The 22,237-nt window shown below is 46.9% G+C and carries 16 protein-coding genes; 5 read left to right on the top strand and 11 right to left on the bottom strand.

The genetic code is table 11. The annotated features are described in order from the left end of the window. Positions 1-166: 166 nt before the first annotated feature. The 4 genes from BM367_RS11665 to thrA are packed head-to-tail and all read right to left on the bottom strand — an operon-like array spanning position 167 to position 5,683. Complete coding sequence (locus tag BM367_RS11665) at positions 167-841, bottom strand: 2,3-bisphosphoglycerate-dependent phosphoglycerate mutase (RefSeq protein WP_092460690.1); 675 nt, start codon at positions 839-841, stop codon at positions 167-169. Between the two features lie 54 nt (positions 842-895). Further along, a complete protein-coding gene (thrC, locus tag BM367_RS11660) occupies positions 896-2,221 on the bottom strand; it encodes a threonine synthase (RefSeq protein WP_222842631.1) in 1,326 nt (441 codons plus the stop codon). An 11-nt stretch (positions 2,222-2,232) separates the two neighbouring features. Beyond that, positions 2,233-3,204 (bottom strand): homoserine kinase, encoded by a 972-nt coding sequence (locus BM367_RS11655; protein ID WP_222842630.1) that lies wholly within the window; start codon positions 3,202-3,204, stop codon positions 2,233-2,235. A gap of 10 nt (positions 3,205-3,214) precedes the next feature. After that, a complete protein-coding gene (thrA, locus tag BM367_RS11650) occupies positions 3,215-5,683 on the bottom strand; it encodes a bifunctional aspartate kinase/homoserine dehydrogenase I (RefSeq protein WP_092460688.1) in 2,469 nt (822 codons plus the stop codon). 368 nt (positions 5,684-6,051) lie between these two features. Between thrA and nagB the strand changes: the two genes are divergently transcribed. Together nagB and BM367_RS11640 are read left to right on the top strand one after the other, a co-directional pair. Beyond that, positions 6,052-7,974 (top strand): glucosamine-6-phosphate deaminase, encoded by a 1,923-nt coding sequence (nagB, locus tag BM367_RS11645; RefSeq protein ID WP_092461048.1) that lies wholly within the window; start codon positions 6,052-6,054, stop codon positions 7,972-7,974. Between the two features lie 10 nt (positions 7,975-7,984). Continuing rightward, complete coding sequence (locus BM367_RS11640) at positions 7,985-9,208, top strand: dipeptidase (RefSeq protein WP_222842629.1); 1,224 nt, start codon at positions 7,985-7,987, stop codon at positions 9,206-9,208. On the opposite strand, the gene bioB is transcribed toward BM367_RS11640, so the two are convergent. The 3 genes from bioB to BM367_RS11625 form a co-directional block, all read right to left on the bottom strand. Continuing rightward, positions 9,178-10,182 carry a biotin synthase BioB gene (gene bioB, locus BM367_RS11635; protein ID WP_092460686.1) on the bottom strand — a complete coding sequence of 335 codons (1,005 nt, stop codon included), beginning with the start codon at positions 10,180-10,182 and terminating at the stop codon, positions 9,178-9,180. The genes BM367_RS11640 and bioB overlap by 31 nt on opposite strands. Before the next feature lie 27 nt (positions 10,183-10,209). Further along, entirely contained in the window at positions 10,210-11,328 is a 1,119-nt protein-coding gene (locus BM367_RS11630) for a M42 family metallopeptidase (RefSeq protein WP_092460685.1), read from the bottom strand. Positions 11,329-11,483: 155 nt separating this feature from the next. Further along, the gene (locus BM367_RS11625) at positions 11,484-12,368 is read right to left on the bottom strand and encodes a UbiA family prenyltransferase (protein WP_092460683.1); all 885 of its coding nucleotides are present in this window, start codon (positions 12,366-12,368) and stop codon (positions 11,484-11,486) included. Between the two features lie 226 nt (positions 12,369-12,594). Here BM367_RS11625 and BM367_RS11620 point away from each other — a divergent pair, with 226 nt between their 5' ends. The 3 genes from BM367_RS11620 to BM367_RS11610 all read left to right on the top strand — a co-directional run bounded on the left by BM367_RS11620 (position 12,595) and on the right by BM367_RS11610 (position 15,834). Next, positions 12,595-13,641, top strand: coding sequence for a lactonase family protein (locus BM367_RS11620; RefSeq protein WP_177224219.1), 1,047 nt, complete (start codon positions 12,595-12,597; stop codon positions 13,639-13,641). A gap of 195 nt (positions 13,642-13,836) precedes the next feature. Next, positions 13,837-15,015 carry a glycosyltransferase family 4 protein gene (locus BM367_RS11615; protein WP_092460679.1) on the top strand — a complete coding sequence of 393 codons (1,179 nt, stop codon included), beginning with the start codon at positions 13,837-13,839 and terminating at the stop codon, positions 15,013-15,015. A gap of 69 nt (positions 15,016-15,084) precedes the next feature. After that, entirely contained in the window at positions 15,085-15,834 is a 750-nt protein-coding gene (locus BM367_RS11610) for a tyrosine-protein phosphatase (RefSeq protein ID WP_092460678.1), read from the top strand. A gap of 13 nt (positions 15,835-15,847) precedes the next feature. Here BM367_RS11610 and BM367_RS11605 read toward each other — a convergent pair whose 3' ends face one another. From BM367_RS11605 to BM367_RS11590, 4 genes are all read right to left on the bottom strand, one after another. Continuing rightward, positions 15,848-17,581, bottom strand: a complete 1,734-nt coding sequence (locus tag BM367_RS11605) for a phospho-sugar mutase (RefSeq protein ID WP_092460676.1) — start codon at positions 17,579-17,581, stop codon at positions 15,848-15,850. A gap of 87 nt (positions 17,582-17,668) precedes the next feature. Further along, a complete protein-coding gene (locus BM367_RS11600) occupies positions 17,669-18,064 on the bottom strand; it encodes a hypothetical protein (RefSeq protein ID WP_092460674.1) in 396 nt (131 codons plus the stop codon). A gap of 11 nt (positions 18,065-18,075) precedes the next feature. Then, complete coding sequence (locus tag BM367_RS11595; RefSeq protein ID WP_092460673.1) at positions 18,076-20,505, bottom strand: penicillin acylase family protein; 2,430 nt, start codon at positions 20,503-20,505, stop codon at positions 18,076-18,078. A gap of 184 nt (positions 20,506-20,689) precedes the next feature. Continuing rightward, a complete protein-coding gene (locus BM367_RS11590) occupies positions 20,690-22,156 on the bottom strand; it encodes an NADP-dependent isocitrate dehydrogenase (protein ID WP_092460671.1) in 1,467 nt (488 codons plus the stop codon). Positions 22,157-22,237 lie beyond the last annotated feature (81 nt).

Raw genomic sequence — 22,237 nt, 5'->3', positions numbered from 1 at the left:
GCAATATCAATATTATCGCTACCAATCCCGCACCTTCAGCAGCCCGCGATTTACGGGATAAAAAGGATGGCCGACCCTTTCAATTTTCTCATGGATGCTATTGGTACGAATACCTTTTGCAATTGTTTGGCAGCTGTTTGATAACTGTTTGGCAGTTGTTTGTCCATTATCCTACCACGGCCTCCTGGTGTAGTTTCCTTGTAGCCAGGTATTTTCCGCTGGCATCAAAATCAAACACCTGTGCTTCGCCGGTAGCAAATTCTACCTGCGAAATTTTCTCAGCAGGAATATTTTCCAGATACATTTTCAATGCACGCAAACTGTTGCCGTGAGCCACAATGAGGATTTTTTTACCTGCCTGTACCACCGGAGCTACTTCCTGCTGATAGCAGGCTACTACGCGTTCATAAGTATCTTTCAAACTTTCTCCGTGCGGAGGTCTGTCTTCGAATCCTCTGCGCCAGCGGTGTACCTGCTCTGCACCGAACAACTGCGCTGTTTCTTCCTTGTTTTTCCCTTGGAGATCACCATAGTGCCGTTCATTGAATGCCTGATAGCGCCTTACCAGCAACTGATCCGACACGATGTTGGGTGCTTCAAGCAACATATTCATCAAGGTTTCCCAGCTACGCTTCAACGCCGAAGTAATGGCGATATCAAATACAAAACCATGTTGTGCGAGCAATTTCCCCACCCGACGGGCTTCGGCTACGCCATTTTCAGATAACGAACAATCAATCCAACCTGTAAACAGATTTTTCTGGTTGTACACCGACTCGCCATGCCGAACCATCACCAGGCAGGCATTTCCGGATTGAGAAGCATTTGAAGAAGAACTCATATTTCTATGTTTTTGTTTTGCAAAGTAAACATATCTAACGGAAACGCTACATATTTATAAATCCTCCAGCAGATACGATTTGAAAGTTTCAAAATCATTTTTCATTCGCATAGCGCGGCTGGGTTGTTGCATGATTTGCTGAACAGCTGTCGGAAGTGGCGGCCAGTAGGGAAGGGCACGAATCTCTTCCGAATATATGTTGGCAAACTTTTCCGGATGGGCTGTTGACAGAAAAACTCCGGGTGATGCGGATGGATGATCCTGAAAATACGCGTTCAGTCCGAGGCTTGCCACAGCGGTATGCGGACAAACAATATAGTGTTCTGTTTCAGCCACGCGACGGATTTCGGCAAGGGTTTGCTGGTCATTAAACGCATAACCAAAAATCCATTTGCGCATTTGTTGCACATCCTGATTAAAAAGGGAGCTGAGTCGCTGGAAATTGCTGGGATTGCCCACATCCATCGCATTTGAAAGCGTAGGAATTGAGGGGCGGGGCTGAAAAACACCCGTTTGCAAATACTGCGGTACTTCATCATTGACGTTGGTAGAAGCTACGAAAGCCTTTACCGGCAGCCCCATCCGCTGAGCAAATACGCCGGCTGTAAGATTGCCGAAATTACCACTGGGCACGGAAAACACCGGTGGCTCCGTGATTCCCATGCGCCGAAGCTGAGCCCAGGCATGTGCATAATAAAAACTCTGCGGAATGAGGCGGGCAATATTAATTGAATTGGCTGATGCCAACACATACCGCGCATTCAGTTCCGGATCCAGAAAGGCCTGTTTTACCAGATGCTGACAATCATCGAAGCTGCCTTCAATTTCCAGGCTATGTATGTTTTCATTGAGCGTAGTAAGCTGTTTTTCCTGTAAAGCACTTACTTTTCCGGAAGGGAAAAGAATGGTAACCCGTATGCCGGGTACCCGATGAAAACCCAGCGCCACCGCACCTCCCGTGTCGCCTGAAGTGGCTACCAGGATGTGAATTTCACGCTGATGTTTTTCCAGAAAATAAGCCATCAGCCGGCTCATGAACCTGGCACCCACGTCTTTGAATGCCAGAGATGGACCGTGAAACAATTCCAGCACAAAACGTTTTTCACCGAGCCGTACCAGCGGAACCGGAAAAGCAAAAGCGTCTTCCACCATCCTACGCAATGCAGCGTCTTCCACATCTTCCTGCAAAAAAGCCTTTGCCATTCGGAAAGCTATCTCCTGAAAGCTACAGGGAATTATGGCCTGCCACTGCTCGGGCGACCACACTGGAAGATGATCGGGCATGTAGAGGCCGTTATCGGGCGGCAGGCTTTGAAACAAAGCCGTTTCAAGGTCCACAACATGTTTGGGATTGCGTGTACTGTATAGTTTCATGGGCATGCCTGAAATGATTAGGATTTATGAACTGTTTCGCGAACATCGAGCAAACGAGGCCCCTGGCGGTTGATGGGCGATATGAATATGTCGGATGCAATATGATGTTGCTGCAGATGCGCCTGCAGCCTGGAAAGGATAGTTTCAGCCGTTGACACCTCATGGCAAAGCGCAAATACGCTGGGGCCCGAACCCGAAATACCAAAGCCCAGTGCCCCACCTGATAAGGCAATGGATTTCATGGATTGATATTCCGGAATCAATATGGAACGTACGGGTTCTATGATTACATCCTGCATGCAACGGGAAAGCAACGCAAAATCCTGATTGTACAAAGCGCTGATAAAGCCCGCCAGGTTACCCATCTGAATGGTTACATCGGATAATGGTACGTAGGGTTTCAGAATTTTGCGGGCATCCCGGGTTTGGATTTCAATATGGGGATGCAGCAAGGCACATATCAGTGATTCGGGTGTGGGAAGCTGGATGACATCTAACGGATGATAGCTGCGGATGAGTACGAAGCCTCCCAGCAAGGCCGGCGCCACATTGTCGGCATGCCCTTGTCCGCAGGCCAGCTGTTCTCCTTCCACGGCCAGCTGCAACAGGTCAGCCGTTGATAAAGGCTGACCCATCAGATGATGAATCGCAAAAAGTCCGGCCACGGTACTTGCTGCACTGGATCCCATTCCACTACCCACCGGCATGCGTTTGTGCAATACAATTTCAATACCCAGATCTTCCCGGCCGATCTGTTGCAGATAATGCATGACCGAAGCACTCACGGTGTTTTTTTCCGGATCGAGGGGCAAACGTCCATTATCTCCGTAGATAGCTCTGATCCGCACACCTGGTTGGGATACCACAAACAATTCCACTTCATCGCCCGGCGTCTCCACTGCAAATCCCAAAACATCAAAGCCGCATACCACATTGGCTACAGTGGCAGGTGCAAATACGCGGATATACGACATCGCTGGCTGTTCCATGCTGCATGTTTTATTGTGCACCCACTTTTACCAGATCGGCAAATACACCTGCAGCGGTGACTTCCGCTCCGGCACCCGGACCTTTTACCACCAGCGGACAATCACGGTAACGCGGAGTGGTAAAGGCAATGATATTGTCGCTGCCAGTCAGGAAATAAAAAGGATGCGAGGCATCGATAGCGTGTAATTTAATGCTCACCTTGCCCTCATCCATAACGCCAATGTAGCGAAGTACTTTGCCTTCCGATTCAGCCTTCTTTTTCAGGGCTTCAAAATGTTCATCTGCCTCTTCAAGGGCCTTATAGAATGCCTCCACTGTAGGAGCTTTTAGGCAGCTTTCCGGAAGAATAGGTTCCATTTCCACATCACTCATTTCCACTGCATATCCGGAATCGCGCGCCAGAATGAGCATTTTACGCATAAAATCGAGTCCGCTCAAATCATCGCGCGGGTCGGGTTCCGTATATCCTTTGGCCTGAGCCTCGCGCACGATCTCGTGAAAATGGCGGTTGCCTTTGAATTCATTGAAAATATACGAGATCGTGCCGGAAAGGATGGCTTCAATCTTCAGGATTTTATCACCGCTTACCAGCAAATCATGCAAAGTGCTGATGATGGGCAAACCGGCTCCCACATTGGTTTCATAGAAAAAGTCAACACCATATTTTTTGACAGCATCCTTAAACCGTTTGTACAGGCTGTATTCGCTTGAATTACCGATTTTGTTGCAGGTTACAATGGAAATGCTGGATGTGAAGATCTCTTCATAATGCTTTACTACTTCAGCACTGGCCGAGTTATCAATAAACACGCTGTTGGGGAGATTCATGGATTTCATGCGACGGATAAACTCATCCAGGCTTGCAGGTTCACCGTGTTCCTGCAAATAATTTTCCCAGCATTTCAATGGGATGCCTTCTTCATTGAACACCATCTGACGGGTGTTGGTGATGGCCACCACTTTTATTTTCAGGGAACGATTCTCCAGCAGATAATCTTCGTGTTCTGCAATTTGCCGCAGCAATGTTTTGCCGATGTTGCCCGTACCCAGATAAAATACATGCAATGTTTTTTTGGTACGGATGAAGAAAGCATCGTGTACGGCATTCAGGGCTTTTGATAAATCGTGCTGTTTCACCACCACGGAAATATTGTATTCCGAAGATCCCTGAGCGATGGCTACGACGTTGATGCCATTGCGTCCGAGAGCACTAAACAATTTGCCCGACAATCCCTTGGTTTGCCGCATATTTTCGCCCACAATCGCCAGAATAGACAGGTCGTGTTCGACTTCCGGAGGTTCTATTTTGCGGGTAGCCAGTTCCAGTTCAAATTCCTGTTCGATGAGTCTTTTGGCTTTTTCAGCATGGGCGGGGGTCACGGCAATGGTAATACTATGTTCGGATGAAGCCTGGGTAATGAGAATGATATTGATATTTTCTCTGGCAAACAGGGAAAACAAACGCCCGCTGATGCCCGATTTACCTACCATGCCACCGCCCTGGATATTGATGAGGCTGATGTGGTTGATGCTGCTAATGCCTCGGATAAGGGTACCATTGCGTTTGGCTTTTTCGCGGATCACAGTACCCGGAAATTCCGGGTGGAACGTATTGCGGATCACCACCGGAATTTTTTGCAAAATCACGGGTATCAGGGTAGGTGGATAAATCACTTTGGCACCGAAATACGATAATTCCATGGCTTCCGTGTAGGAAATTTCTTCCAGCGGAAAGGCTTTTTTCACAATGCGGGGATCGGCAGTCATGAAGCCGTCCACATCTGTCCAGATCTGAATTTCATCGGCTTGAACGGCCGCCCCTACCAGCGCTGCTGTGTAGTCGCTTCCTCCACGACCCAATGTTGTCGTGTGCCTGTGCTCATCTGAACCGATAAAGCCGGTAATGCAAAACAAAGCATCCGGATGCTGGTTAACGGCCTGGCAGATCAATGCATAGCTGCGCTCGGTTTGTACCCGTGCATTTCCAAAATGGCTATCGGTTTTAATCCATTCCCGTGCATCCACATATAACACCTGAGGATCTTGCTGGCGCAGGATGTGAGCTAACATGGTAGTGGAAAGCCGTTCACCAAAACTCATTACCAAATCGGCCGTCCGCGCCGAAAGCTCGCGCAGGGCGCGGATGCCGTGGAGCAGTGTTTCAAGCTCATTCACGAGTAGCTTAAGTTCCATCAGCGCCTGATTCTGGTAGCGCGTTTCCACCAATGTATGCACAACCTGAAAATGCCGGTCCTGCAGCTGTTGCAACGATTGCTCAAATTCTTTTCCCTGCTCGGCCTGCGAAGCCATTTGCAATAACTGGTTGGTCACTCCGCTCATGGCCGAGGCAACTACCGCCAAACCGTTGCCGTAGCCAGCTTCTCGCGATGCTTTTCGCTGTGCCCGAATAATGGTTACAACCTGCTGGATGCTTTCTGCACTCCCCATGGAAGTGCCACCAAACTTGAGTACTTTCACCTTTGATATGTTTTAATATGTTCTTTTATGAAGAAGGCCTTCCTCAACTTCAGGAGGAAGGCCTTCTTGGAATTTCTTCGGAATGTGTATTCGGTTGCCTTACCTCCATGACTGCACATCGCCCATAATGCTCATTATGGTCGTCATTCCTATCCTGCCGGTAATTCGAAATGCACGTGCAATCATGGATCAATTAATCTATAAAATCGGCCGTAAAGCTAAAGAATATTTATCAAATCATCATTAAAATTTTATTTTTTCCAATCAAAATGCAAATCTATCAAGAACTAAATCGTTTGCTCAAAGAAAAATTATATTCGGAAGGAAGAGTTTATGCTAATTTTACCCGCAACCTAAAAAATACCCATATGCCACAGATCTCACAGTCCGCAAATTTCATTGACACTTTTGAGCATGTTGCCGTACAGATTTTTTCCGATAACAAAGAAGGATCGCGCTATGTAGCGCAGCAGATTGCCGATCTGATCCGGGAAAAAGAAAAAAAAGGTCAGCATTGCGTGTTGGGATTAGCCACCGGTTCTTCGCCGCAAAATGTGTATGCCGAATTGGTACGCATGCACCAGCAGGAAGGATTGAGCTTCAGACATGTGATTACCTTTAACCTGGATGAATACTATCCGATTGAACCCGATGCCTTGCAGAGTTTTCATCGCTACATGTGGGAGCGATTGTTTAAGCATGTGGACATTCTTCCGGAAAATGTGCATATACCCGATGGCACCGTTCCCAAAGACAAAATCAAGGCTTATTGCCAGCAATATGAGGAAGAAATTGAAAAAGCCGGTGGTATTGATTTGCAGCTGTTGGGCATTGGCCACAATGGCCATATCGGATTTAATGAACCCGGGTCCAACATCAATTCCCGTACGCGGCTGATAGCGCTGGATCAGGCCACAAGAATAGCCAATTCCTATGAGTTTGCCCATATTGCCGAAGTGCCGCGGCTGGCCATCACCATGGGTATCAGCACCATTCTGAAAGCACGTCGCATCATTCTCATTGCCTGGGGGCAACATAAAGCAGCTATCATCCGCAAGGCAGTGGAAGGGCATAGCACCGAACAGGTGCCTGCTTCGCTGCTGCAGCAACATCCTGACTGCACGTTTGTACTGGATGAACAAGCAGCATCTGAACTCACTCGCTACAAATCGCCCTGGCTTACAGGCGAATGTGAATGGACACCCAAGATGATTCGCAAAGCCGTGTGCTCGCTTGCCTTGGAATTAAATAAACCCATCCTGATGCTTACCGACAATGATTACAATGACCATGGACTCAGCGACTTGTTGGTACAATTTGGCTCGGCATACGACATCAACCTGATGGTGTTCAATGGCATGAAAAGCACCATCACCGGCTGGCCGGGCGGAAAACCCGGTGTGCATATTCCTGATCATCCGGAACGCAGCGAACCCGCCAGAAAACGGGTGCTTATTTTCTCTCCGCACATGGACGATGATATCATTTCCATGGGTGGCACCTTTATCCGCCTGCATGAACAGGGGCACGACGTGCATGTGGCCTATCAGACATCGGGAAATATTGCTGTGAATGATGAGTTTGTACTTAGATTTATTGATTTTGCCGTAGGCTTCGATGAAATATTTGGTATTGATAAAAGCCGGGCTACGCAGATCATGAAAGAAGCCCGTGAATTCATCCGGAATAAAAAGCCCAGCCAGATTGATACGCCTGAGATACGCGCTATCAAAGGGCTGATCCGCAAATGCGAAGCCAAGGCCACCTGTCGATATGTGGGCATTCCGGAAGATCACATTCATTTTCTGGATTTACCTTTCTATGAAACGGGACGTATTGAAAAAAATCCACCCGGTGAAGAAGATATTCGCATTACGATGGATATCATCCAGCAGGTAAAGCCTCATCAGATTTATGCCGCCGGTGACCTGGCCGATCCGCACGGCACGCATAAGGTATGCCTGGATATTATCATTGAAGCTTTAAAACGACTGAAGAATGAGCCTTTCATGCAAGATTGCTGGGTGTGGCTTTACCGCGGTGCCTGGCAGGAATGGGAAATCTACGAAATTGAGATGGCTATCCCGATGAGTCCGGATCAGGTTATTCAGAAGCGCCATGGCATATTCATCCATCAGTCGCAAAAAGATGTGGTGGTGTTTCAGGGCAGCGATAGACGTGAGTTCTGGCAGCGGGCCGAAGAGAGAAATGCAGCTACTGCTGAGCTCTACGACCGCCTCGGATTACCCAAATACGCGGCCATGGAGGCTTTTGTGCGATATCATTTCTAAAACTACATACATGCTTTTCAGATTGATTTTCTGCATCGGCTGTCTGATGCCCACTCTGGGGTTTGCTCAGCAGGCATCAAAGGTTCGCGGAACGAAATCTCCCGAAAACGCCCTGCAGCTGCACCGCCAGGCATTGGTTTTTGATACCCACAACGATGTGATTTCTGAATTGACCATGAAGGGTTACGACATTTCCCATCGCCTGTCTGTGGGAAATACGGATCTGGTGCGGCTCAGGGAGGGTGGGGTGGATGCCCAGTTTTTCTCCATCTGGTGCGATGGCACGTATGGTCCCGGAAAAGCCTTTGCCTGGGCCAATCGGGAAATTGATTCGCTGATGGCTATCATCCACAGAAACCCCGATAAAATTGCACTGGCCAAATCAGCTCAGGATGTGAGGCGTATCGTAGCTCAGCATAAAATTGCTGCCTTGATAGGTGTAGAGGGCGGGCATATGATTGAGGATAGGCTGGACTATCTGGATAGCCTGTACAAACGGGGCATGCGATACATGACGCTTACCTGGAACAACAGCACCGACTGGGCTACATCTGCTGTAGATGAAACGCTTCATGCCCAGGAGCTTAGCCATAAAGGACTGACGGATTTTGGGCGCCAGGTGGTGAGAAGGATGAATGAGCTGGGCATTATTGTAGATCTGGCTCATGTGGGCGAGCAGACATTTTACGATGCGTTGGCTGTAACTACCAAACCTGTATTGGTTTCGCACAGCAGTGTGTATGCACTCGATCCGGTGCCCCGCAACCTGAAAGACGATCAGATCAGGGCAGTGGCCAGAAACGGAGGTGTGATCTGTGTGAATTTTTACGATGCATTTCTGGATCCTGGTTTCAGCCATCGGCTCGATAGCCTGGTGGATGCGCATCCGCGGCTACGGGATTCATTAAAACAGCTGTATCCGGAAACAATGGACTTCCAGATTCATTTTCTAAAAGCCTTACCTGAAGCCGCCTATCAGATTAAACCTCCGCTTTCATTGCTCATCGATCATATTGATTACATCGCAAAACTCGTAGGCGTGGACTACGTGGGGCTGGGCGCTGATTTTGATGGGGCAGAGGCTTATCCTCGTGGCATGGACGATGTAACCTGCTATCCCTTGATTACAAAAGCTTTGCTGGAAAGAGGCTATTCACCAGCCGACATTCGCAAAATCCTCGGCGAAAACGTCATGCGTGTGCTTCAGGCCAATTCACCCGCAGGCGATAATTGATCCTTGAAGGCAGGCCTGGGCTTTAGCCCCAGCAGTTCAAACAAGGCCCTGTCGGCATCCACACCTGGATTGGGTGTGGTGAGCAACTTCTCTCCGGAGAAAATGGAATTAGCCCCCGCCAGAAAGCAAAGCGCCTGTTCTGCCGGACTGTATTGCAACCTGCCTGCACTTAGCCTGACCATGGATTGAGGCATCAGGATACGGGCGGTGGCAATCATGCGCACCATATCCCAGATTTCAACGGGAGGCTGATTTTCAAGAGGAGTGCCTTCGATAGCCACCAGTGCATTAATGGGCACCGATTCCGGATGTTCCGGCATGTTGGCTAACGTTTGCAAAAGCTCAATGCGATCAGCATCAGACTCACCCATACCAATGATGCCACCACAACATACGCTCACGCCGGCTTTGCGTACGTTTTCCAATGTACGAAGCCTGTCATCATAGGTACGGGTATGGATGATTTCACCATAGTACGACGCAGATGTATCGAGGTTGTGGTTGTATGCATACAGTCCGGCCTGTTGCAGGCGTTTGGCCTGTTCTTCTGTGAGCATGCCCAGGGTACAACATACTTCCAGGCCCATTTCACGGATTTCATGAATCATATCCAGTACCCGATCAAAATCCCGGTTGTTGCGGACTTCCCGCCAGGCTGCCCCCATGCAAAAGCGGGTAGAGCCATTTTCTTTGGCTTTGCGTGCAGCAGCAATCACTTCTTCTTTATGCATCAGCGGCTGAGGTTTCACGGCAGTATGATGATGCACGGATTGAGAGCAATAAGCACAATCTTCTGGACATCCACCGGTTTTGATGGAAAGCAGGGTGCACACCTGTACTTCGCCTGGTGTGTGAAATTGCCGATGGATAGTTGCAGCCTGAAAAATCAAATCCAGCAAGGGTTGATGAAAAATGGCTTCAATTTCTTCCCTTGTCCAGTCGTGCCGAATAGCACCTTGAATAGAAGTGTTCATATCGAATACTTTAAGATAAAATGTGGCTTAAAAATATCTGAAATTCATATCGGGCTTGATTTGCAGCAAGCTGTGATAAATGAGTTGAATGGTATGCTCAATATCTTTTTTGCTCACCATTTCCACGGTTGTATGCATATAACGCAATGGCAATGAGATTAATGCAGAAGGCGTACCATCGTTGGCATACGCAAAAGCATCGGTATCAGTGCCCGTGCTGCGGCTCACTGCAGCCAGCTGATAGGGAATATCTTCTTTTTGGGCCGTGTGAATAATCAAATCCCGCAAAATGTGATGAACGGCAGGACCATAGGTAATCACCGGACCTTTACCCGATGAAACATCACCTTCAATATTTTTATTGATCATCGGCGTGGTGGTATCGTGGGTTACATCGGTAATAATGGCCGCCTGGGGCTTGATGCGCCGGGCCATCATCTCGGCACCCCGCAGTCCCACTTCTTCTTGAACAGCATTCACAATATACAGGGCAAAAGGTAGGCGTTCGCCTGCAGACGTGCTTTCAGATAACCAACGGGCCACTTCTGCAATCATAAATCCACCCACCCGATTGTCGAGCGCGCGACCTACAATATGATCATAAGCCAGTTCATCGTAACTATCTTCAAATGTCACCACACAACCCACATGCACACCCAGCTCTTCAACTTCTTTCCTGCTTCGGGCTCCACAATCCAGAAAAATATTTTCCACCTTAGGCTGCGGGTCTTTGTTATCATTGCTGCGCATCCGGGTATGAATGGCTGGCCAGCCAAATACGGCTTTCACGATTCCCTTTTCGGTGTGAATGTGTACCCGTTTGGAAGGCGCAATCTGCTGGTCTGAACCACCATTGCGAATCACATAAATCAATCCTTCGGGTGTGATATAATTCACAAACCACGAAATTTCATCGGCGTGAGCCTCAATAACCACCTTGAATTTTGCATCCGGATTGATGATGGCGGCCACGCTTCCATAGGGATCCACCAAATAATCATCTACATAAGGCTTTACATACTCCAGCCAAAGTTTCTGTCCTTCTTTTTCAAATCCTGTGGGTGAGGGATTGTTCAGGTATTGTTTTAGAAAATCCCAATGTACCTCAAAACTATTCTTTTTCTTTTCTTTTTTATGCTTTGCCATTTTGAATTTTTTAAAATGCTTGCATGCAAAATAAAAAGGTAGTTATAGCCAATATGTTTTCAACCTGTTCTTCGTTCGTGAACGTTTTTAAAAATGCAAAACCCAAACTTTGCTTCAAAGATAAGGCAAAGCACACAATTTGCTATGTGGGCCTTTCAGGCAGATATCCGGGTGAACCAGATGCTGAGCGCTACCAGCAATGTTTGCAACATCATCATGCCATCCACACCCAGCAGGTAAACCATATCATGCCGATGCCGCCTGGCATAATCTATCGTCCAATAGGTTGCCAACGCTGAAATTATCATGGCTGCCAACGGCATGGGCTCTGGCATCTCAAACATATTCCAGACGGATAATGCCACAAATATGATTAGCAACAAATCAATGAGCAGATAAGCATTCTTAACTCCTATGCTCACGGGTAATGTATGAATGCCATCCCGCGCATCCACCGGCACATCGCGGATATCGAAAGCCAGGCAAAGCACAAATAAAAATATCATTCTCCTGAAAAATACCAGCCAGAAGGCCTTATCGATATCATGCAGGTGAATGACCGGAAACCACACCGTAACCAGTGTCCATACCAGACTCAGTGTGATGATTTTCAGCAAACCAAAGTCCTTGATTCTTTTTCGTTTCCGGAAAGGCAGCACAGGCAATGAATACATTGCTGAAATCATGCCAATGCACAACAGAGCCAGATAATGTTTCAAGGTTAAAAAATTCAGGCTTATCAACATTCCCGCCACACCCATTACAATAAAAAACAGATGCATTCGTTTATGTGCAAGAGACCAGGCAAACCGTGCTGATCGCTGATTGGCTGTTGTTTTCACATAATAATGCACATTGTATTGAAACAATGTGGCTGAAAAGATAAACAGGTAAAAGAAAAAATGATTCAACGGCAGATGCAGTAGCAAACTGGTTTCCATGCTCATACTCACCGCACAAAGGCTGATGAATATGCAGCCATACAGGATTAGTTCGCCTGCCTGTATGCAATATTTCTCAATATGAATCCACAGCTTCATGCCAGGCTAAGATAACTGCTTTTCTGCTGCTTGATGCTAAACCTGAAATTGATGATGATTTTGGACATATCAAATAAATTACTGTATTTTGTATATAGAAAATCATCCATCGATGTTAACCAATCCATCCATAAGTTCCTTGCAGCGGTTTTGGGTTTTTCTACTGGCAACTTTTCTCCTTTTTCCTGCATGGTCTTCTCAAGCCCAAGTTCATCATACTGATTTCTTGTTTGTTGGCACTTATTGTCCGGCTGACAGCCAGGGTATTTTCGTATATACCTTTGATTCCCAAACTGGCCAAGCACATTTGCTGGATGCCATTTCAGGCATTGAGAATCCATCCTATCTTACCCTTTCTCCGGATCATCGTTTTTTGTATGCCGTGAGTGAAACCCATGGCCCTGAGGGTGGACATGTGTTTGCCTACCGATGGGATGCACGGCAAGCCAAACTGCATTTGTTGAATCAACAACCTTCTGGCGGGAAAGACCCGTGTCATCTTACCACTGATCATACGGGAAAATGGTTGCTGGTGGCCAATTACACGAGTGGAAGCATTGCTGTACTACCTATTCGGCCGGATGGCAGTTTGGGCGCACCGGTACAAATCATTCAACATCAGGGGCATGGCCCCAACCCGAAACGACAGGAAGGTCCGCATGTACATTTTGTAAACATTACACCCGACAACCGGTTTGTATTGGTATCTGATCTGGGATTGGATAAAGTATTTATCTATCGTTTTGATGCCCGCACGGGCAGACTTACGCCTGCGCCCCAGCCTTATGTACAGGTTGATCCTGGTGCAGGCCCACGTCATCAGGCTTTTTCGCCCGATCATCGTTTCCTTTATCTTATTCAGGAAATGGGATGGAAAATCACAGTGTTTCAATATCACGAAGGCCAACTGAAAGCTATTCAGACGGTTTCTACAGTAGAACCTGATTTTCACGGATTGAATACGGCAGCCGATATTCATCTTTCACCGGATGGGCGTTTTTTATATGCCAGCAACAGAGGTGAATTAAACGATATCGTTATTTTTGCAGTCTATTCATCAACGGGTGAACTGAAAAAAATCGGCCAGGTAGCCAGTGGGGGTAAAACCCCCAGAAATTTTGTGATCAGTCCGGACGGCCGTTGGTTGCTTGTAGGACATCAGGATAGTGATCAGATCGTGTTGTTTCGCAGAAATACAGAAAACGGTATGCTCACCCGCGCTGGCGTATGGTATCGTCCACGCGCTGTGTGCCTGAAAATACTGGATGAATAGCTTCAAGAAAACCAAATGAAGCCTATTTGTTTTTAAAAACCACCTGCACAAGTAAAGCCAGATTAAAATGATTTAAAACGCACATACCATGCGCAGGTGGCTTTTTATTTTGGAAAAATATTTGCTGATAGACTTATCCCAACGCCATCCAATGAAAAACTACCTGGAAAATATTCATCACATAAATGAAAATTTATGATGACCCAGTGGTATTCAATCTGCGGCCTGATTACTGCCAGCATTGTCACTTTCCTCAGTATTCCTATTATTATCCGTGTTTGTTACGGATTAAACCTGCTGGATATACCGGGTGGCAGAAAAATTCACAAGTGCCAAACACCCAACCTTGGGGGTGTGGCTCTATATGTGAGTTTTTTCTTTTCTATGCTTGCCTGGGGAGATTTTCAAATTACCCGGACTCTACAATACTTTCTGTTAGGGTTATCCGTTTTGTTTTTTGTGGGCTTAAAAGATGATGTCGTACCCATAAGTCCAATGAAAAAAATGGGTGGACAAGTGATGGGGGCTTTCCTGCTGGTTGTGCTGGCAGGATTCAAGATTGATGATCTGCATGGATTGTTTGGAATTCATCATTTGGTTTCCCCCTTCAGCGAAATCATCAGCATATTCCTGGTAGTAGCCATTATCAATGCTTTTAATTTAATTGATGGAATTGATGGGCTGGCCGGAGGCATCGCCTTGATCATAGCTCTTACCTATGGTGCCATTTTCTATGCAAAAGGAATGCAAAACATGCATATTGCAGCTTTTATACTGAGTGGTGCATTAATTGGTTTCCTGTATTACAATACACATCCTGCCAAGATTTTTATGGGTGATACCGGATCCATGACCATCGGATATATTGTGGCTGCTTTTACACTCAGGTTTTTAAATTGCAAATTGGATTTACCCAGCGGGGAAACATTTCAGCCCAATCCTGCCATTGCCGCCGCTATTCTGGTTATTCCTTTTTTCGATACCCTGCGGGTAATTATCTTTCGGCTTTTGCACAAATCATCACCCTTTAAGGCTGATCGCAATCATATTCATCACATTTTGCTGGGTTGCGGGATGAACGATTTTCAAGCATCGGTTATACTGTATGTCGTAAATATATTGTTTATCGGATTGGCTTATTGGTTGCGACATACAAATCCCAATCTATTGATGGGTGTAATTATCATCCTGGCAGCTATTCTTACTTCTGTTGCTGTATACCTGCGCAACCTGCAAACATTTCCCTCTTTGTTGTTTTCACAGCCACAGCCTTCAACTCCGCTACAAGATAAGAATCTGCCAATTGCGAATGCCTACATGCCTACCGATGTTATTGAAAGCATTTCTGTAGATAAATTGGAAAAAAATACCTGATATTATGGTTTTTTCCCACTACAGAGTGAAGAACAGTGAGTCTGTAATCAATGGGCCAAATGAAAAGCCATGTTTTCCCAATCCCAAACATCATCATTTCCTGAGTTCCCTGATTTATCTTTTCTTCAAACCGATATACATGCCCATTTTCTGCCGGGTGTAGATGACGGCGTTAAGGATCTGGAAACATCATTGATTTTGATATCCGGAATGAGACAGATGGGATATCAAAAATTGATTGTTACACCTCATATCAAGCTACGCTCTTTTCCCAACCGGGCAGGAGATTTAAAGACCCGTTTTTCAGCCTGGCAGGCGGCTTTACAGCTGCATGGTGTATCAATAAAAACTTTGTTGGCTGCGGAATATTATCTGGATGATCACTTTCTGCAACTGTTGGAAAATGAGGAATTGCTTTGTTTTGATTCATTCTCTGGAAGAGGATATGTGTTGATTGAATTTTCATTTCATCAACCGCCTGAGCGTGCAGAGGAAAGCATTCGGCTGGTACTGGATCATGCCTATATCCCTGTGATTGCCCATCCGGAACGATACCGGTATTATCATCAACAGTTTCATGTGTACGAAAGCTTCAAGGCGATGGGTTGCCTACTGCAACTGAATTTAAACTCGCTGACCGGCTATTACGGAACAGAAGAACAGGCCATCGCCCTGAGATTGCTCCACCATGGATTGATAGATTATGCCGGTACGGATATGCATCACGTACGGCACCTGCAAGCACTCAAATCCCTACAGCAAAATCCACAACTGATGAAACTCCTGCAGGATTATCCGTTTCAGAATATGTATATTTGATTGGAAAGTGGCATTAATGTTGGTTTAGCTGCAAATCCTGCTTAATCAATTCAATTCGTTTACCCAATGCCTCCCATGTTGATGCAAAGGCTTGCGCATCAGCAAGCGGTTGATTGACACTGAAATAAAATTTAATTTTAGGCTCCGTGCCCGAAGGACGAGCTGAAACTTTTGATCCATCAACCATTAAAAATTGCAATACATTGGAAAGAGGCAAATCAATGGATTGCTTTTCACCGGTGATTATGTTGAGTTTTTCCTGTTTTAGATAATCGAATATCCATACAACCTGCGTGCCGGCTATCTGTTTGGGAGGATGATTGCGGAATCGTTCCATCATAGCCGCAATTTCTTCCACGCCTTTCATACCTTTTCGTGTAAGCGATAACAAAGCTTCCCGATAGCAACCAAATTGTACATACAGATCAATGAGTTTATCGAACAAACTTCTTCCTTTTTCGCGTTCATAAGCAGCCATTTCACAGATCAACGCCACAGCCGATACAGCATCCTTATCGCGTATCTGATCACCAATCATCAAACCGTAGGATTCTTCTCCACCGATAATATAATTTTCCTTTCCTTCTTTTTCCCGGATGATGGAAGCAATATATTTAAAACCGGTCAGCACATTGTAACAACGTACACCATAGTGTGCTGCAATGACATCAATCATATCCGTAGTCACGATGGTTTTCACCACATAATCCTGCGGTGTGGCTATCTTTTTCTGTGCGCGGGCTTCGATTAAATAATTAAAAGCCAGTACGGCTGTCTGATTGCCATTGAGTAATATCCATTCGCCTTGTTGATTTTTTACACCCACGCCTACACGATCGGCATCGGGATCGGTGCCCAGTAAAATATCTGCATCCAGCGTTTTTGCTTTTTGCAATCCTAAACTCATGGCCTCGGGTTCTTCTGGATTGGGATAAACGACGGTTGGGAAATTGCCATCGGGTTGAGCCTGTTCTTCCACAATATGCACCGATGTAAAACCCAGTTGTGCCAATGCCCGTGGTACCAGTTTAATGCCGCTGCCATGAATGGGTGTATATACAATCTTCAAATCATGCTGTCGTTGAATCACTTCCGGAAACACAGATAAGTTTTTCACCATTTGCAGGTAGGCCTGATCAATTTCTTCTCCAATGAGATGGATGAGATGATCATTGCCCTGCCATTTGACATCATTGATGCTTTGGATTTTTTCAACTTCAGCAATTACGTTTTTATCATGCGGACTTACCAGCTGGGCACCATCATTCCAGTATGCCTTGTATCCGTTATATTCCTTTGGATTATGGGATGCCGTGCACACCACACCGCCCTGGCATTTGAGATAGCGAATGGCAAATGATAATTCTGGCGTAGGCCTGAGACTTTCAAACAAAAACACTTCGATACCATTGGCAGCCATGACCTGCGCAGTGATTTCAGCAAAAAAGCGGCTGTTATTTCGGCTATCATGACCGATGGCTACCCGGATGGGGGCTGTAAAGCATTGTTTCAGATAGTTGGCATACCCTTGCGTGGCCATGCCCACCGTGTATTTATTCATTCGGTTGGTTCCTGGGCCCATGATGCCACGAAGCCCACCGGTACCGAATTCGAGGTTGCGATAAAAAGCGTCTTTAAGTTCTTCCGGATTATGTTGCTGCAGCTGTCTGATTTGTTGTTTGGTTTCCTCATCATAAGGTCCATCCAGCCATTGCTGCACGCGTTGTTCGATAGAAACTTCCTGCATAATCAAACGGGTTTTATTGCAAGATAAACATTTCCTGCCAGCAAGCAGGTGTTAGAAGCAGATGATCTGCAAACAAACATAAACTACCTAAGTTCGTTGACCGTAAAACTTACCGAATGTCATTTGCTTCTTCCGGGAAGTGATGTTGCGCAACAGCGCGCCGCACCAGGCGCCCAGTCCAGCTGTCAGTCCCCCCGTGATTGCCGTGAGTATCAACATAGGCCAGGGGTTTGAAGTATGGAAAAACAGTTCACTGATACGACGTGAAAGGATATGCTGGTTTTGCAGATCTATGTATCCGGCAATAAAAAACCAAAGCAGTCCTACAGCCAGGAAAGCCGATAAGAAGCTAAAGAATGCCAGCCGCTGGGCAAGAAACCATGCACTCAAGGCTCCTGCAATGGCAATTGTCCACCAGGGGAGGAAATATCCGGCCGGAAAAGCCAGCAGTGCGGTAAGAAGAGCAGATAGTACAAAGCGCATAGCCAATGGTTTTAAGGTGTAAAATGCATGATGGCTTCAATATCGGGATGATGACGATCCTGGGCTGTGTACAAGCGCAAAGGCTCATATCGTCCCAGCAGCCAATCATGAATCATATCGTCGTAATGTGGGCTGCCCGGATTTCCGCTCTGTCCGCCGGGATACACACCATAGGCTTTTGTCGGGTTCCCCAGCTGTACAATCATGCGCCAGGAAGGTCCGTGATTGGAAGTGATGGCATTTACGGTCGCTCCGTCGCCGGGGGTAGGCAAGTGACTAACACTCAGGGCATCCAGTCGGGTGAGGTGCAGGATGCTGGTTCCACGGAATTGACCCCAGTTCATGATTCCCTTGTTATCTGCCTGCCTGCGAACAGCGTCCATGGCAGCATGAAATGATTCGGTTACGAGTGTGGTTAAATGAACAGGTGGGTTGTGATAGGCATGAAAGAACTGCATGGTAGTATCGCGCAGCAACCATTCGATAGTGGTTTGCATGGACGGAGCTTCCACAACCCGGTGAGCGGTTGATAATACGGGATCCCAGAGTCTGTGCATCAGGGTATCCATCCATGCATAAAACAAAATGGGAGCCTTGCTCTGAGCCGTAACCTGCATATTCCAGTGCCGAAGCAAAGAATCATATTCCCGTTCGGACGGTCTTACGGCCGTAACCGGTAAATGTGCCAACAGCAAGGGCAGAGCTTCGGCTGCACGGGTATCATATACATCATTTTGCAGGCGCATCATATCCTGCAGGGTCAGGTAGGATTTGCTGCTCAGGTAGTCGTGAATGCGCTTGGCCCGGTAATAAAAGAAATCACCGGTATAATAATACGGATAGGATGGATCTGTGGGATGCTGATTGGCGGAAAACACAAAGCCCTGGGGAGGGTCCACTACATGCGGATTTTCAGCTACCGGCACATATCCTTGCCACTGGAAATGCTCATCATCACCCGGCATCACATATTTACCCTGATCTTTCCAGCGGAGCGGGAACCAACCCTGTTGCCAGATGGCAATATGCCCGGCCTTGTCAGCATACACGAAATTCTGCGCCGGGCAATTGAAATAAGCCAAAGCCCGTACGTAATCCTGGTAATTGTGTGCGCAATTCAGCAAGTAAAAGGTTTTCAGATCATTGGAAGGCTCGAGGGCCTGCCAATGCGTGGCCAGATAGGGAATATGGGTGATGGTATCCGGAAAATCCGGGTCAAACGTTACCGGCCCCCAGATGGTATATGCAACTGTATCATGAAAAGGAGCCTCACCTTTTACCTGAATCGTTTCAATGCGCAAAGTGGCTGGCACTTTTTTGCCGTTCCATATATAGGTTTTTTTATCTGTCCCGGTAAAATGCACAGCATAATAATCTTTCACATCCCTGGCAGCATTGGTAACCCCCCAGGCAATGCTGTCATTAAAACCGATGATAACCGCGGGTGCACCAGGCAGAGACACACCATATACATTGATACCAGGCGCATGCAACTGAATCTCAAACCACAGTGAGGGCAGGTTTAGGCTCAGATGGGGATCGTTGCAAAGAATAGGCACGTGGGATGCTGTTTTGCTTCCACTTACCGCCCAATTGTTGCTTCCCGTAACATAATCAGATGCAGGATGGATTACAGCAAGCAATGCCGAGTCAGCCAGCAAGGCTCTGGCGCGGGCAGTATCGGTGGGCACAGCCGGATTCAGCCTGGAGGGTTTGGCAAATGCAGTACCTGGTGGGATAATAGGAGCAGAGGAATCTGGAAAATCAGGAAACATGCGGTGAAGCTGCTCATCCGTAAAGACACGGCGCAGGTTGGAATATTCCCGGTCGTCGCTATGTCCGGTAAGATCATCAGCCATGTATTCAATAAGCAGGGCCGATCGCAGGTTGGTCCATTTCCGAGGATAATCGTGCAGTAGCTTGTACTCCAGCGGCAAGGTGCGCGGCGTAAGCGTTTGGATGTAGGCATTCACACCGGCCGTATAAGCATCAAGGATCTCTTTGGTCACAGAATCAGCTTCCATGGCCTTCAGCTTCTGTTCTGCACCATATACCATGCCTTTGCGGCGTTGCAGGCGATCAAAAGGCAGTAAATCAGGTCCCATGATGGACGCCAGCTGTCCACCGGCAGCCATGGTTTGGATATCCATTTGCCATAGGCGAAACATGGCCGTCACATAACCCTGCATAAAAAACAAATCGTGCCTGTTGCGGGCGAAAATATGTGGCACCCAGCGCCTGTCAAGCCAGACTTCCACACTATCTCTTAATGCAGGCAATTGAGTTTGTGCAGGAAAATGCCGTTTTAGCGGCTCTGCGTTTTGCCAGAAACCTTCCTGTGGACTGAGAAAGGAGCCAAGCGGTGGGATATTGCCCCAGGGGTGGGCGAGCAAAAAAATAAAGCCAATGGTAACAAACAAGGCAATGATAAAACGCGTCATGCCAGCAGTTTTTGCAATGATATTTTCAAATATACAAGATTCTTCTGATGGATTAAAGGATCAGCAAGGCATGATGCTTACAAAAGAATTAAAAAGGCGTGGATCAGTCGTCCACGCCTGGTGTTTTGCTTGAAGATTTATTGCGTTTGATGCGTAGGTTATCCGTGCGGTAAAACAAGCTGAATTATTGGCCCTGGCCTTTGCTGAAGCCTTCCACTCCGTTCTGGATGTAAAGGTTTTCGGTTTTGATTACCTGAAATCCTTTGCTGTGGATGCTTTGCAATAGATCAATTACATCCTGATAATTCAATGGTTGGTGATCCTTGGCTTCAAAGCGGCAGCGCCAATGGTCGGTGCAGAAGGTTTCCGGATAACCGCCCGGCCATACCTTGGTACCGCGGTTGGTGATCATGGTCAACTGCAGTTTGGCCGTGGAAGCCAGTTTGAGTGATTCACCCAGCTTATTGGGATCGCGCTGGTCATAAGGCAATTCAACCTGGTCATCCAAAAACACATCCACGCCTACCAGCTGTTTGGGCGTAACTTCTGTTTGTTTGATTTTAATGTTGAAGCTGGCTTTACCAAACTTCACGGGTTTTAGTTGCTGTGGTTGCATGCCCAGGCGTTGGATTACAGCATCGGCAAATTCCCGGGTACCCACTTTTTGTTTGGAAACGCCTTCCTGATAAATATCATACGTGTGAATGCCATCTTCAATGGTTTTCAGCCAGGCGTTTTGCACGGTAGTAGCTACATCGTTCTGGCCAATGTGAACCAGCATTTGCACGGCTGCCAGCAACAGACCTGAAGGATTGGCCAGATTCTGTCCTGCACGGCGGGGAGCCGAACCATGAATAGCTTCAAACATGGCCACACTTTCGCCTATGTTAGCTGAGCCTGCAATGCCCACCGATCCAGTCATTTGTGCAGCTACATCAGATAAGATATCGCCATATAGGTTGGGCATCACCACTACGTCAAACATTTCAGGCGTATCTACCAGCTTGGCTGCACCGATATCAATGATCCAGGTTTCCTTTTCAATATCCGGGTATTCCTGACTCACTTCGTCAAATATTTTATGGAAAAGCCCATCGGTAATTTTCATGATATTATCCTTGACGAAGCAGGTTACTTTTTTACGACCGTAAGCACGGGCATATTCAAAAGCATATCGGATAATCTTTTCAGTTCCCGGGCGAGTAATGAGTTTCAGACATTGGGTTACTTCACGGGTTTGCCAGTGTTCAATACCTCCATAGGTATCTTCTTCATTTTCCCGCACAATCACCACATCCATTTTCGGATGTTTGGTTTTAACAAACGGATAATACGACACGCAAGGGCGCACATTGGCAAATAAACCCATGGTTTTGCGCACGGTCACATTCAAACTTTTGTAACCTCCACCCTGGGGTGTGGTAATCGGCGCTTTTAAAAACACTTTGGTACGACGAAGCGATTCCCAGGCTTCGGGCCGGATACCTGAACTAAATCCTTCCAGATAAGCCTTCTCTCCAATTTCAATCACTTCCGGCTCAATGCGGGCGCCTGCTGCCATAATGATGCGCAAGGTAGCATCCATGATTTCAGGTCCGATTCCATCGCCATAAGCTACGGTAATCGGCACTTTCTTATTTTCTTCTGTCATGTTGGTGTTGATTTTGACGGCAAAGATAGGATATCCACTGGTTTCTGATGGAGAGAATCATTTGTTCGGGGCAAATATTTA

It is taken from the genome of Thermoflavifilum thermophilum, from assembly GCF_900116565.1.
GTDB classification, from domain to species: domain Bacteria; phylum Bacteroidota; class Bacteroidia; order Chitinophagales; family Chitinophagaceae; genus Thermoflavifilum; species Thermoflavifilum thermophilum.
This window is presented reverse-complemented; position numbering and strand designations above follow the sequence as displayed.